At 37.6% G+C, this 13,557-nt stretch carries 12 protein-coding genes; 5 read left to right on the top strand and 7 right to left on the bottom strand.

Annotated elements, in window-relative coordinates:
* Positions 1 to 62: 62 nt before the first annotated feature.
* From CDOMC_RS02795 to tupB, 3 genes are all read right to left on the bottom strand, one after another.
* Positions 63 to 1,613 (bottom strand): cyclic peptide export ABC transporter, encoded by a 1,551-nt coding sequence (locus CDOMC_RS02795; RefSeq protein ID WP_236861337.1) that lies wholly within the window; start codon positions 1,611 to 1,613, stop codon positions 63 to 65.
* 121 nt (positions 1,614 to 1,734) lie between these two features.
* Positions 1,735 to 2,700, bottom strand: coding sequence for a tungstate ABC transporter ATP-binding protein TupC (gene tupC, locus CDOMC_RS02800; protein ID WP_172127744.1), 966 nt, complete (start codon positions 2,698 to 2,700; stop codon positions 1,735 to 1,737).
* Complete coding sequence (gene tupB / locus CDOMC_RS02805; RefSeq protein WP_170020235.1) at positions 2,697 to 3,389, bottom strand: tungstate ABC transporter permease TupB; 693 nt, start codon at positions 3,387 to 3,389, stop codon at positions 2,697 to 2,699. The genes tupC and tupB overlap by 4 nt, the downstream gene beginning before the upstream one ends.
* An 82-nt stretch (positions 3,390 to 3,471) precedes the next feature.
* On the opposite strand from tupB, the gene tupA reads away from it, so the two are divergent.
* The 3 genes from tupA (at position 3,472) to msrB (ending at position 6,163) form a co-directional block, all read left to right on the top strand.
* Positions 3,472 to 4,287, top strand: coding sequence for a tungstate ABC transporter substrate-binding protein TupA (tupA, locus tag CDOMC_RS02810; protein WP_172127746.1), 816 nt, complete (start codon positions 3,472 to 3,474; stop codon positions 4,285 to 4,287).
* A 107-nt stretch (positions 4,288 to 4,394) separates the two neighbouring features.
* Positions 4,395 to 5,015 (top strand): IMPACT family protein, encoded by a 621-nt coding sequence (locus CDOMC_RS02815; RefSeq protein ID WP_172127748.1) that lies wholly within the window; start codon positions 4,395 to 4,397, stop codon positions 5,013 to 5,015.
* Positions 5,016 to 5,080: 65 nt separating this feature from the next.
* Entirely contained in the window at positions 5,081 to 6,163 is a 1,083-nt protein-coding gene (gene msrB, locus CDOMC_RS02820; RefSeq protein ID WP_172127750.1) for a peptide-methionine (R)-S-oxide reductase MsrB, read from the top strand.
* 79 nt (positions 6,164 to 6,242) lie between these two features.
* Here msrB and CDOMC_RS02825 read toward each other — a convergent pair whose 3' ends face one another.
* Together CDOMC_RS02825 and CDOMC_RS02830 are read right to left on the bottom strand one after the other, a co-directional pair.
* Positions 6,243 to 6,692, bottom strand: coding sequence for a low molecular weight protein-tyrosine-phosphatase (locus CDOMC_RS02825; RefSeq protein ID WP_172127752.1), 450 nt, complete (start codon positions 6,690 to 6,692; stop codon positions 6,243 to 6,245).
* Positions 6,693 to 6,696: 4 nt separating this feature from the next.
* Positions 6,697 to 8,283: an ABC-F family ATP-binding cassette domain-containing protein gene (locus tag CDOMC_RS02830; protein ID WP_172127754.1), complete on the bottom strand. Its 1,587-nt coding sequence runs from the start codon at positions 8,281 to 8,283 to the stop codon at positions 6,697 to 6,699.
* Between the two features lie 532 nt (positions 8,284 to 8,815).
* On the opposite strand from CDOMC_RS02830, the gene CDOMC_RS02835 reads away from it, so the two are divergent.
* Together CDOMC_RS02835 and CDOMC_RS02840 are read left to right on the top strand one after the other, a co-directional pair.
* Positions 8,816 to 9,916 (top strand): GGDEF domain-containing protein, encoded by a 1,101-nt coding sequence (locus CDOMC_RS02835; RefSeq protein WP_172127756.1) that lies wholly within the window; start codon positions 8,816 to 8,818, stop codon positions 9,914 to 9,916.
* A 261-nt stretch (positions 9,917 to 10,177) separates the two neighbouring features.
* Entirely contained in the window at positions 10,178 to 10,975 is a 798-nt protein-coding gene (locus CDOMC_RS02840) for an alpha/beta hydrolase (protein WP_172127758.1), read from the top strand.
* Positions 10,976 to 11,020: 45 nt separating this feature from the next.
* Here CDOMC_RS02840 and CDOMC_RS02845 read toward each other — a convergent pair whose 3' ends face one another.
* The gene (locus CDOMC_RS02845) at positions 11,021 to 12,220 is read right to left on the bottom strand and encodes a 2,3,4,5-tetrahydropyridine-2,6-carboxylate N-succinyltransferase (protein WP_172127760.1); all 1,200 of its coding nucleotides are present in this window, start codon (positions 12,218 to 12,220) and stop codon (positions 11,021 to 11,023) included.
* A gap of 105 nt (positions 12,221 to 12,325) precedes the next feature.
* On the bottom strand, positions 12,326 to 13,426 hold the full coding sequence (locus CDOMC_RS02850) for an Mrp/NBP35 family ATP-binding protein (protein WP_172127762.1): 1,101 nt from the start codon (positions 13,424 to 13,426) through the stop codon (positions 12,326 to 12,328).
* Positions 13,427 to 13,557: the final 131 nt, after the last annotated feature.

The raw sequence follows: 13,557 nt of genomic DNA on the forward strand, positions 1-13,557 counted from the left end.
AATTTTAGTAAATCTTCAATATAGTAACAAATTAGTTATTAATTAATAATTAAAATCAAAAACTATTTCATTCTGCTTAAATGTCCATTTTCAATACTGTAAATTTTATCTGCACAGTCAAAATAAGCATCGTCGTGACTGATTGCAAATACTGTATATCCATCTTGCTTAAGATCTTTTAAAATTTGATTATAAAACATCTTTCTAAACTGTGGATCCTGATCTGCTGCCCACTCATCAAGCATTATAAATTTACGTTTTTCTATTAGTGCGGCTACCATGGCAAGCCTTTTTCTTTGACCTTGAGAGAGGTTTAGAGTGCTAAATTTATCATCTTTCACACTTACTTTTTTATCCAGTATCATCTTTTTAAGCAGCTCGTCTATAAACTTGTCATCATCACTTAAAACCTCATCAAATAGATAAAAATCGCTAAAAATTGCGCTGATAGTATTTGAATAGGCTTTTAAATTTTCTTTTGTGATTTGTGTATCATCCACATACATTTCGCCGCTATTTGGCTCAAGCAGACCTGCCAATATCATAAATAGAGTTGATTTACCGCTTCCGTTTTTGCCAACAAGAAAGACAACCTCGCCTCTATTTATCTCAAAATTAATATCGCTAAGTCCAAATTCATCGTCACTACTATACTTGAAATTTATGTTTTTTAGACTTAGTTTGTCCCATGTTTGCGGGAAATTCTCACTCATGTTAAATTCGGCTTCATATTGGCTCAGATCAAGTTTTTTTAGCTTCTCGTAGGCTATTTTTGACTTAAATATGCTCGGAATGCTTGAAACAACCATCATAATCGGAGCTCTTAGAAATAGTATTGTTATGGCTATGGTGATCGCGTCTTGCAGGGTTGTAACTCCATAAGCAAGGCATACATATATAATTACACCGATAGCGCCAAGCATCATAGAGCTAATCCAATTGCTGGCAAATGATGAGAAAATTTCGGTTTTTATGATATTTGAGCGAAGATTTTTTGCATTAGGTATAAATCTATCGTTATAAAGCCTTTTTGAGCGCTCCAAATTTAAACTTAGTTCTCTATGACCTTCGATACTGGTTTGATAATCCTTATATAACGTATCTTCGTTTTGCCTATGAAGTCCGTAGTATTTGTAGATATTTTTCATGGATGTGTTGCTGATAAATATAGTAACGCTCATCCAGATAAGCAAAAATATAAAAATTTCATACGACAGATAGGCTATATAAAAACTTGCAAAAAATATCACAAGACAGCCTTGAATGATATCAGGAATCCTTGTAAAGCCGTTTGTAAGGCTTGTGATATCGCTTGAAAGAGAGGCTAGCAGATTTGACTTGCCTATGGCGGCTATCTTTTGGTTTGGAGTATCTAGGATGCGTTTTACTATCTTCATTCGCATATCAAAAACAAAGTTGTTACCTATGGTGGAAAGCGCTATTCTGGATAGGATAGATGAAGCCAGAAATGCTATAAGTAGTCCAAAAAAAGCAACTAAAACAAGAGCATTTTTTTCCGTCAAAGCTAGTAGGTATTTGTTTATAAAAAATAGTATGAGCATACTTGAGCCGCTTGATATAGCACCTAAAACTATCATAGCTATTATTTTCATAGCAAAACTAAGGGAAATTTTCGGATTCATTTTTGATTTTTAACCTTTTTTGATTTAAAAATCATTATCATATCAGTAAAATGATAAAAATAAAATTTATCGGCTTTTAGAACTTATAAATTTACTCTATACTTAAAAATGCCTCGTCGCTAAAGCCAAAATAGACATTTTCACCGGTCACTAGCTTGTTATCTATAAATTTATCGCTGCTAACGACCGCTTTTATTAAGAAGTCTCCGATCTTAACCTTGGCTAAAAGATATGTGCCATAAATGATGGAAACTGAATGTAAAAGCCCGATAAATCCGCCATCAAACGGCTCTTTGCTTAGGATTATTTTATTTGGATTGATTGCGATTTTGCTCGCGTTTTTTATAGCCTGCGGCAGGGTAAATTTCACTTCGGAGCCAAAATTTAAAAAGCCGTTTTGATTTTCAAATATATTTTTTATCTCAAATTCACTCACCTTGCCTCTATGCAAAAACACGCTATCTTGCGCGATTGCGCTTAGCCATTTCTCATCATGGCTTGCGATTATAAAGCCACTTTTATACTGTTCGTGTTGATATTTGACGGCTTTGCCAAACAGCTTTGAAGTGGCTAGATCTACGCTATTTGTCGGCTCGTCAAGCAAATTTAGCCTTGAGCGCAAAGCAAGCACGAGAGCAAACGCTATGCGCTGAGTTTGACCCGAGCTTAACTCATAATTTTTCTTATCTAAAAAGCTATCGTCAAGCCCTACAAGCTCGAGCGCTTCGCCAACTCTTTGGTTAAATTCGCGCTCTAAATTTCTACTTTTTAACGCAAACTCGAAATTTTGCCTCACACCTCTTTTAAGAAGCATGGGCTCGGGAAAAAGCACTGAAATTTGACGCAGGGTTTTTAGACTAGGCTTGCTTTCTTTCCAAATTTCGACATAACCCGAATTTGGCTTTTGAAGAAAGGACACAACTCTTATAAGCGTGCTTTTACCGCTTCCGTTGTTGCCCATAAGTGCGGTTATACCTCTTGTTTGAAGCTCTAAATTTTTTATATCAAGCACGATGTTGTTTTCGTATTTTACGAGCACGTCTTTAAGTTTTATCATTTGTCAAGTCTTTTTAGCTGGTGAGTGGTTAAATTTACGGCAAATGCGATAAAAATCAGCACCAAAGCAAGAGCGATACCCATAGAAAATTCGCCCTTATTTGTTTCAAGCGATATCGCAGTGGTTATAGTTCGGGTAAACCACTTGATGTTTCCGCCTATCATCATCGCAACGCCCACTTCGGCCACTATCCTGCCGTAAGCGGTTGCAAATACTACAAGAAGCGAGTATCTAAGCTCGTAAAGAACGGCTAGAATGAGCTTAAATTTGCTCAAACGATAGCTCATTAGCGTAAGATAGTGCTTGCGCTCCATATTTTCTATAACGCTTGCGGTAAGCGAAACAACAATAGGCATGGCTAGCACAAACTGCCCTAGCATGACGGCTTTTAGCGTAAATAAAAGCCCAAATTCTCCAAATGGGCCGTGTCTTGAGATAAAAGCATAAAGTATAAGTCCGATAGCGACCGTCGGCACTGCTAGAGCCGTATCGCTTAGAAGTCTTAGAAATTTCTTTCCGAAGAAATTGTAAAATCCTAAAACAAAGCCGATAGGAAATCCGCAGATGATAGCAAGCATGATCGATATGCTTGATGTATAAAGTGTCGCCTTAATCGCCGAATAAGTCTCTGCATCGCCATTTAAAAGCAAGCCGAAGGCGGATATTATCCCTTCTAAGATGTAATCCAAAATTAATTTCCCAAATTTGATTTAAATTTATTTAAAATCTGCTATGATAGCACATCTTTATTAAAATTTTAAAGGGAGAAAAATGAAAAAGTTAATCTTAAGCTCACTTGTTGTTGCATCTGCTGTTTTTGCCGCTGATAGCGATCTTGTGATGGCTACTACGACAAGTACCGATAATACTGGCTTGCTAGACGCTATCTATCCTGCTTATAAGGCTGAAACGGGAGTGGATCTAAAATGGACTGCCGTAGGTACGGGAGCGGCACTAAAGCTTGGCGAGAACTGCGATGCCGACATACTTTTCGTGCATTCGCCAAAGGTTGAAAAAGAATTCGTTGAAAAAGGCTTTGGCGTTGAGCGCAAGGCTGTTATGTATAACGACTTCGTTTTAATCGCCGATAAATCAATCGCGCCTAAATTTCAGGGCAAAGACATAAAAGGTTCTTTTGAGATGATTAAGGCTGAGGGCATTAAATTTTTCTCACGCGGCGATACATCAGGCACTCATAACAAAGAAAAAAGTATATGGAAAAAAGTTGTAGGCGAAGTTCCTGAGAAAGACGCTTGGTACGCTCAAACAGGTCAAGGCATGCTAGCTACGATAAATGCGGCTGCCGAGCAAAAAGGTGTTACGTTTACCGATCGCGGCACATATATCAAATACGAAGCGAACATGAAAAACGATCCGTCGCTTGTAATCGTAAATGAAGGCGATGACGATCTTAAAAATTTCTACTCCGTAATCGCCGTAAATCCTAAACACTGCGCAAAAACCGACGTAGAAAATGCAAATAAATTTATCGAGTGGATAACAGGCGAGAAAGGGCAAAAATTCATAGCCGACTTTAAGCTTATGAATAAGCCTTTATTTACTCCTGATGCGACTACTCGCAAATAATTTTGCCAAATTTGAGCGGATTTTCCGCTCTCTTTACTCTTTTTAACTTCTTTAAATTTTACAAATTTGCTAAAATCAACTAAAAATTTTTAGGAAATTCATCCGCTATGCAGACAACATCTGAAATTTACACCGCTAAAAGCGAGATCAAAAAATCTACATTTTTAAGCTATCTTGTACCGCTTAGCGAGTTTAAATCAGTCCATGAGCGACTTAAAACCGAGCATCCAAAGGCGGTGCATATAGTCTGGGCTTACCGCGAGCTAAATAAATACGGTCAAATCGTAGAAAATCAAAGCGATGACGGCGAGCCAAAAGGCACAAGCGGAGCTCCGAGCTTAAACGCATTGCGAGGAGCGAATTTGATAAATGTAGGCGTGTTTATAGTGCGCTATTTCGGCGGGATCAAGCTTGGCACAGGCGGGCTTGTAAGAGCTTATAGCTCGGCCGTAAATTTAGCGATAAATGAAGCGGAGCTTAAAAAATTTGAGTTTAAAGACGAGTGTAAATTTTATACTCCTTTTGCTTTGATGTCGCGTTTTGAGCATTTTTTTAGCTCTCAAAATTTAAACGAATTCGAGCGTGAATTTAACAGTAGCGGTGCGATATGGACGGCTAAATTTAACGAAGAAGAGATGAGTAAATTTTATGAATTTGCAAATGTTTTTGAGATTGAGGAGTTTAAATTTCTAGCCTTGCCGCTCTTTGCAAATAAATTTGTCGTATAAATTTAACACTAGCTTTACAAATCTAATATATCATTTCAAAATAAAATTAGAAATGAGGAGAGAAAATGATTAAAAAAATCGTTGCGGCTTTGATTGTCGCAGCCGTATCAACATGGGCAAAAGGAGCCGAAATGGGAAATAAAACTATAGTTTTAGCGGGAGGGTGCTTCTGGGGGACGGAGGCTTATCTTAAGCAGCTCCCAGGAGTGAAAGATACTTATGTCGCTTACGCGAATTCAAAAGTGCCAAATCCAAGCTATCAGCAAGTAAGCTACGGCAACACAAATGCAGCCGAAGCCGTATATGTCGAGTATGATGAGTATGTTATCGATTTGCCGCATTTGCTTAAGTATTTTTTCTATACGATTGATCCGACTAGCTTAAATAAGCAGGGAAATGATCGCGGAACTCAGTACAGAACGGGAATTTACTTTACCGATCCAAAGGACGAGGCTGAAATTTTAGCTTTTATAAAAGAAAAGCAAAAAGAGTATAGCAAGCCTATAGTTGTCGAGGTTATGCCGCTACAAAACATCAGCAAAGCAGAGGAGTATCATCAAGACTACTTAACTAAAAATCCAAACGGATATTGCCATGTGACATTTGAGACATTGCCGCCTAAAGACGCTATTTTAAGCAGTAAAAAAAGAGAAACGAAAATGGATATGGATAAGCTAAAAAACTATAAAAATAAAAACGATGCACAGCTTAAAAGCGAGCTTAGCGATCTGTCTTATGATGTAGTTAAAAACTCGGCTACAGAAAGGCCTTTTACGAGCGAACTAAATGATGAAAAAAGGGAAGGGATATTTGTAGATATAACTAACGGACAGCCGCTATTTTCATCTTATGATAAATTCAATTCAGGCTCGGGCTGGCCAAGCTTTACCAAGCCGATAGACGGCTCTTTGCTTGGCGAAGTGGCTGATAATAGCTACGGCATGCGAAGGGTTGAAGTGCGCACCAGTCTTTCTGATTCGCACCTTGGGCATGTTTTTGACGACGGCCCAAGAGATAAGGGCGGGCTAAGATACTGCATAAACGGCGCTGCTCTTAAATTTATCCCAAAAGAGGATATGGAAAAAGAGGGTTACGGCTACTTGATACCGTATCTTGAAGAGCAGGCCAAAGCTGAAAAAGCAAAATAGATAAATTTCATGCACTGCCAGTTTTTAGGCGGTGCATGGTTTTCAAAATTTCATTAGCTAAAGGCTAGGCAAATTCAGCCTAAAATTTTAAAGCGGACAAAAACCCTTCTAAGCCTATCTTGATATCTTTAAATGTGGTTTCAAAATCACCCGTGTACCAAGGATCGGCGACATCATCACTAGAGCCTGCAAATGAGAGTAGCTTTGCAACTTTCTCGCTTTTATGTCCCGCTATACGCTCGATATTTCTTATATTTGCCGTGTCCATTGCGATTATGTAGTCGTAGTAGTCTATATCGCTCTTTTTCATCTGCACGGCTCTATGAGGAACGACCGCTACGCCGTTTTGCTTTAGCTGTGTTTGTGTGCTGTGATGAACAGGGTTGCCTATCTCTTCGCTGCTTGTACCTGCTGAGGCTATCTCAAATTTGGTGGATAAATCTCGCTGCGCTATCATGTGCGTAAATAAAGACTCCGCCATAGTGCTTCTGCAGATATTGCCGTGACATACGAACAAAACTTTTATCATGCGCTTAAACTCCGACCTCTAGCTGCTCCATATACTCTTCAAACGTGCCTTTAAAATCAACGATCTCGCCATCTCCTTTTAGGTGGATAATGCGGTTTGCAAAGGCGTCTATAAGCTCTCTATCGTGGCTTACGCAGATAACATTTCCGCTAAATTTATAAAGCGCCTCGCCAAGAGCGATGATCGCCTCAAGGTCAAGGTGGTTGTTTGGCTCATCTAATATCAGCAAATTTCCGCGATCAAGCATGATCTTGCTAAGTATTAATCTATGCTTTTCGCCTCCGCTTAGCGCACTTACCGATTTTTCCTGCTCTGCACCGCTAAATAGCATCCTGCCAAGGCACTTTCTGATCTCATCTAAGTCTTTATTTTTCTCATCTTGCAGCCACTCGTATAGCTTTAGATCGCCTGAGATTTTATTTGTCGTATCTTGCGCGAAGTAGCTTGGCTCGATGGTTGCACCTATGTGGATATCGCCGTTATCGGGCTTGATCTCGCCTATGATGATCTTACAAAGCGTGCTTTTGCCAACACCGTTTGGGCCGATGATAGCCACTTTATCGTTCTTTTCAAGCTTGAAGCTAAAATTTTCAAAAAGCGTTTTATCAAATTTCTTGCTTATGCTTCGCACCTCTAAAATTTCATTTCCTATATCGCGCTTGGTTCTAAAAAGTATGCTAGGATCGCGTCTGCTTGAGACTTTTATCTCTTCGATATCAAGTTTGCTTAGCTGCTTTTGACGGCTTGTAGCTTGGCGAGCCTTGCTTGCGTTCGCGCTAAATCTGGCGATAAATTTCTCAAGCTCCTCTTTTTCTTTAAGCTTCTTATCGCGCTCCATCTCATGCTGCTTTGCAACGAGGGTTGATGCGATATACCAGTCGTCATAGTTGCCTGTAAATTCGCGAATCCTCTTAAAATCAACATCCAAGATATGCGTGCAAACCGCGTTTATAAAATGGCGGTCGTGGCTGATTACAACCATCGTGCCTTCGTGGCGATTAAGTTCGTTTTCAAGCCATTTTATACTTTCGATATCAAGGTTGTTCGTTGGCTCATCTAAAAACAAAATATCAGGCTTTGGAAAGAGTACTTGAGCCAAAAGCACCTTAAATTTATCGGAGTTTTCAACCTCGCTCATGAGTTTATCAAAATCGCTAAAGCCAAGCGAGCTTAAAATTTTTTCTATCCTTGTTTCATATTCATAGCTTGGATCTTCTTCAGCTGTTATCATCTCTAAAACGCCTAAGCGCTCATTTATCTCATCGGTAAATTCCTCGCTCATATAAAGCTTTTCTTTCTCTTTAACCGCATCGTAAAGGCGCTTATTACCGTATAAAACAGCGTCTTTGATAGTAAAATTTTCAAAGGCAAACTGATCTTGTCCGAGTGTGCCTACGCGAAGGCCGTTTTCGATGATGATGTCGCCTGAGTTTGCTTCAAGCTCGCCTGATAAAATCTTTAAAAACGTTGATTTGCCGGCTCCGTTTGCGCCGATGAGTCCGTATCTATTTTGGCGATTTAGCTTTAAATTTACATCTTCAAATAAAAGCTGCGCATTAAATCTCATAACTAAATTTTTAATCTCAACCATAAATTTACCTCTAAATTTCGTTATTTTAAATAATTTAATATCTTGCCAAAAAGTTGTTTAAAGTTGATATAAATTAATAATGAACCTTAAAAAATATTTTTTGTAATTTAGTAACATAAAATATAAAGCTAGATTATTATATTGCTATAATTCTAATATTTTATGATATAATTCTAAAAGTTCAGATGTTATAAAAAATATAAAATTTAAAATAATTTCTAAAATTTTCTATATTTTAATTTTTTGTAATGTATGCTGTTACAAAGGTTTTGTAGCGGCTAGAAAATATAATTATAGATTGTAAATATTTAGTATAGTATTATGTTTTATAAATATTGCCTCTATATGTAAGTCCTAAAGATGTATTATTATATTGTTTTTTGTGTATTAATAATATATACAGATAATACACAAAAGATAGAATTATAAAAAAGCAATGTTAATATAGTAATTTTTTATTGAAATATTGCTTCGTATTTATTAATTCTAAATATATTTTGATATGTCAAGTCCTATAATTAGGATTAAGAATATGGGTATTAATTTAAATAGGTTGTTGAAAAATTCAAATATTAATCAAAAATTTTATATTGCTTTAATAGGACTTATTGTAGCTCATGTCCTATATTTATTTATATTTTTATTAATAGACAAAATATATCTTGCATGTATGAATATTATCAGTATAGGTTTGTATGTATATTCTGTATATATCATAAAAAAATATCAAAATGTAAAATTAACTTTAACTATTACTCAAATAGAAATATTTTTGCACTCTTTTATGTGCACTTTAAGTCTTGGTTGGGGTTATGGATTTCAAAATATCACACTTGCACTTGTGTCTATAGCATTTTTTATAAATTTAAATAATAAATTATTTGGCTATATTGTTACTCTGACCCAGAGTGTTGCATATTTATTTTTGTATGTATATTTTAAAGATAGGATCGTTGTTCAGGATTTTGAATCAGAAGCTATGTATATATTCAACTTTACTTTAATTGTAATTTCTTTAATATTTTTATCAAAATTATTAAGAATTCTTAATGCAATTGTGTATATAGATATTCTTGAAAAACAAGAACAGTTGCAGATGGCTGCAAATAAAGATCCTTTAACAGGGCTTTATAACAGGCGTGCATTTGAAAATACAGTATGTCAAAAACTAATTAACAGTAGTAGTTTTGTCAGTTTGGTGGTAGGAGATTTGGATAATTTTAAGCATATAAATGACAGCTTCGGTCATGCAGCTGGAGATGAGGTTCTAAGAGTAGTTTCTGATATTATAAGAACGAGTATTAGAAAAGATGATTACGTTTGTAGATGGGGAGGAGAAGAGTTCTTGATTGCTCTTTTGAATACTGATTTTAAAAAATCAGATTCAGCTTTAAATCGTATTAAAGAAAAAATATTTAATCACAAGTTTCAATTTAATTCAAAAGAGGTTGAGACCTCTATAACATTTGGATTTGTTCATGCTGAAATTAATGAAAAAATTGATATAATTTTAGCTATTCAAAAGGCCGACAAGCTACTTTATATTGGGAAAAGAAATGGCAAAAATTGCGTAATAGGAGAGGCTGTTGATATGAATATGCTAAAAAAAGAAGCAAATACTGCAAATATCTAAAATTCAAACAAAAAACATCATCACTCCTTCTAAAATTTCTAGTTTTTCATTCGCTATCAACGCATACACAGGCTAAATTTGTATCCTGCTTTTAAAGATAAAATTTTAGCCTTCATGGGGCGAAATTTCCCACATCTTTAAGCCTTTATAAGCAAATTTATCTTTTTGGTGACAACTCTTACTGGACCGATCTTGCAGCGAATTTAGAGGAGATTTTAAGCGAGCAAAAGGCAAACTACAAGATATGTTTTAAGGATTAAGATGAGTGCTGTTTTATTTAGGTTTTTGGCTCTGTTTTTTGGAGTTTATCTGCTTGTTTTAGCGCTTCTTTATTTTTTTCAGGAGCGACTTTTGTTTGTGCCAAGCAAGCTTGATGAAGGGTTTAAATTCGAATTTAACGCCAAATTTGAAGAGATAAAATTAAGCGTAGATGGTGCTGTGCTAAACGGACTTCATTTTTATGCTAGCAAGCCAAAGGGCGCGGTTTTGTTTTTTCATGGTAACGCAGGCTCGCTTAAAGGCTGGGGCAAATTTGGCGAGTTTTACACAAGGCTCGGATATGATTTTTACGTTTTTGACTACAGAGGTTACGGCAAAAGTAGCGGCGAGATAAGAAACGAAACCGAGCTCATGAGTGACGCTCATGCGATGATGACAAGAGTGCTTGAAGAGTTTAACGCAAAGGATATCACGCTTGTTGGCTACTCGCTTGGAAGCGGGCTTGCGTCAAATATCGCGAGCAAATTTGATGTGCCTAGATTGGTTTTGGTAGCGCCTTATTTTAAATTTGACGAGCTAGCTAGTTCAAAGGTGTTTTTCGTGCCAAAATTTATAGTGAAGTACAAAATCCCAACCGTTTCGTTCATAAACGAGGCAACAAATACGCAAATATCGATAATCCACGGCAAATTTGACGATCTTATAGAGATATCAAACTCCTATAAACTAGCCAAGTATTTAAAGCTCGATGATAAATTTTACGAGATTGAAGCAGGGCATAATGATATATTTTATAACCGCGAATTTGAGCAAATTTTAGAAGAAATTTTAAGCAGGTAGCTCTTAACCCGCCCGGCTTTTAGGCTAAGCGGGTTAAAGAAAATTTTAATGAAGTGCTTCGTTTAGTTTTATAGCTCTTTTGCTTGCGCTTGCGGTGATCTGTCCTGTTTGGCTATTTTGGCGGAAGTGAAGTCCGTCAAGATTTGCTAGCTCTAAGCCTTTATAAATTTCGCGATCAAATTTGAAATTTGGATTTATTTCGTTTAGCTTGGCTCGCTCGGCTTCGTTTATAAACACCTTTGTGCCCTCTAATATCGCTATTCCCGCATCGACTATGCACTTATCGCCAATTGGAATTCCGGTGACTGAATTTGCGCCAAGCAAGCAGTTTTTGCCGATGCTTACAGGGTTGCCGTTTGTGCCGCTTAGCACGCCAAGGATGCTTGCACCTCCGCCCACGTCGCTTCCTTCACCAACTACGACTGAGCTGCTTACTCGACCTTCTATCATAACAGAACCTGTCGTGCCGGCGTTAAAATTTACATACGCAGCACCAGGCATAACAGTCGTGCCAGGATGTATCGAAGCGCCTAAGCGAACTTTTGCGCTGTCTAAGATTCGCGTGTTATCGCTTGGAATGATGTGGCTTAAAAAGCGCGGGAACTTATCAACGCTTACGATCGCAGGATATCCGCCACTCATCTTTAGCCAAATTTCGTTTTTGCGAAGCCACTCAAGCTCAATAGGGATGTTGCGGCTTGTCCATGCTACGTTTGGTAGCACTCCAAAGGCTCCGTCAAGTACGAGGCTTCGAAGCGGAGCTTTGTTTAAAGAGAGTAGATAAAGCTTCAGATATACGATCTCAACACTCTTTGGCTTAGCATCCTCAAACATAAAAGCGATCTTAAATTTATCCTCGTTGTTTTCCAAATCCTCTTCAAAGGCGTGCTTTATCATGTGTAAAACCTGCACGTTTTTATGCTTTTCAAGCTCGTTTTCAAATACGTTAAAGAGTTTGCTCGCCTTCTTGGCTACTTTTGGAGTAAATTCGGCTACAAATTCGCTATCCGTGAAATCAACTTCCACTCCGCATTTTTCAAGTGCGTAGATGAGCGCTGCGGCTGATAAAAAGCTCTCTTTGTAGTTTACCACCGCGTAGCTTGCTTGCAAAATTTTGTCTTTATTTAGCTGGCCTCTATCAACACGCGCGATAGCGAACGCAACTGGGTCTTTATAGCCTTTTTTAGCTCTAATTTTTTCGCAAAATTCTTTGAATTCATCGGCTGTTTTAAACTCTTTTGACATCGGTACTCCTTGTGAAATTATTTTTGTGAAGTTTAACGAAATATTGTTTAAGATGAAATTTTAGGTTAGCTTAAACCCTCAGATAGAGGATTTAAGCTTTTGTTTTTACTTCGAGCAAGCGCTCTTGCCGTCCATTACAGGCTGGATCGATGAGTTATCGGCTCCGCCATCGTTATTTATATTTTCGATTATCTCCCAAAGGCGAGCTGCCGCTTTTTCGTAGCGTTTTGCAGTGACCGAATTTGGCTCATAAAAGCTTATCGGTTTTCCGCTATCGCCACCCACGCGCACGGCAGGCTCGATCGGCACTTCGGCGATAACCTCAGTCTTATACGCTTTTGCTATCTCTTCGGTTGTTCCTTTGCCGAATATATCATACTCTTTGCCACTTTCAGGACAGATAAATCCGCTCATATTTTCTACGACGCCAGCTATCGGGATATGAAGTTTTTCAAACATATCAAGCGCTCTTTTGCTATCATCAAGCGCTACTATTTGTGGGGTTGTTACGCAAATTCCAGCTGTTACTGGTACGCTTTGAGCTAGAGTTAGCTGTGCATCACCGGTTCCTGGAGGCATATCTAAAAATAGCACATCAAGCTCGCTCCAAATGACGTCTTTTAGTAGCTGTTCGATAGCTTTCATGATCATAGATCCGCGCCAGATAAGGCTCGTGCCTTCATCCATAAGCACGCCCATACTCATCATCTCGATTCCGTGAGTTAAGATAGGCTTTAGCTTGTTTCCAATTACTTGTGGCTGCGTTCCTATCTCGCCAAGCATTCTAGGGATGTTTGGTCCGTAGATATCAGCGTCCAAAACACCAACTTTTTTGCCAAGTTTTGCCATAGAGATGGCTAAATTTAGAGTTGTAGTTGATTTGCCCACACCACCTTTTCCACTGCTTACCATGACGAAATTTTTGATCTGAGGAGCGATATTTTTACCGCTTTGGCTGTTGCTCTTTTCGTCCGGAATTTTTGGCTGGATGATGTTGATAACCGCTTCATTTGAGCCAAGAACCCTTGCGATATCGACTTTTAGCTCTTTTGCTATGTCTGGATTTGAGCTTACGATCTCAACTTCGACTAAAATTTTATCGCCGATTTCTACGTTTTTGACAAATCCAAAACTCACGATATCCTTGTCAAATCCGGGATAAATAACCCCTTTGAGACGATTTAAAATTTCATCTTTGCTTATCATTTTTATCTCCTTACAATTTTAAAATTAAGATTATATCACAACTAAAAAAGATTAAAAAATAATTTTTTATATTTTATGTGTATTTTTAATTTTATTTTAATGGGGGGGGGTAAAATTACAGAAACTTATTT

Source organism: Campylobacter sp. RM16192 (assembly GCF_004803855.2).
Classification (GTDB): domain Bacteria; phylum Campylobacterota; class Campylobacteria; order Campylobacterales; family Campylobacteraceae; genus Campylobacter_A.

Coding starts and splice junctions, on each gene's coding strand:
- CDOMC_RS02795 (WP_236861337.1), bottom strand. CDS start 1,613: ATGAAAATAATAGCTATGATAGTTTTAGGTGCTATATCAAGCGGCTCA.
- tupC (WP_172127744.1), bottom strand. CDS start 2,700: ATGATAAAACTTAAAGACGTGCTCGTAAAATACGAAAACAACATCGTG.
- tupA (WP_172127746.1), top strand. CDS start 3,472: ATGAAAAAGTTAATCTTAAGCTCACTTGTTGTTGCATCTGCTGTTTTT.
- CDOMC_RS02815 (WP_172127748.1), top strand. CDS start 4,395: ATGCAGACAACATCTGAAATTTACACCGCTAAAAGCGAGATCAAAAAA.
- msrB (WP_172127750.1), top strand. CDS start 5,081: ATGATTAAAAAAATCGTTGCGGCTTTGATTGTCGCAGCCGTATCAACA.
- CDOMC_RS02825 (WP_172127752.1), bottom strand. CDS start 6,692: ATGATAAAAGTTTTGTTCGTATGTCACGGCAATATCTGCAGAAGCACT.
- CDOMC_RS02830 (WP_172127754.1), bottom strand. CDS start 8,283: ATGGTTGAGATTAAAAATTTAGTTATGAGATTTAATGCGCAGCTTTTA.
- CDOMC_RS02835 (WP_172127756.1), top strand. CDS start 8,816: ATGGGTATTAATTTAAATAGGTTGTTGAAAAATTCAAATATTAATCAA.
- CDOMC_RS02840 (WP_172127758.1), top strand. CDS start 10,178: ATGAGTGCTGTTTTATTTAGGTTTTTGGCTCTGTTTTTTGGAGTTTAT.
- CDOMC_RS02845 (WP_172127760.1), bottom strand. CDS start 12,220: ATGTCAAAAGAGTTTAAAACAGCCGATGAATTCAAAGAATTTTGCGAA.
- CDOMC_RS02850 (WP_172127762.1), bottom strand. CDS start 13,426: ATGATAAGCAAAGATGAAATTTTAAATCGTCTCAAAGGGGTTATTTAT.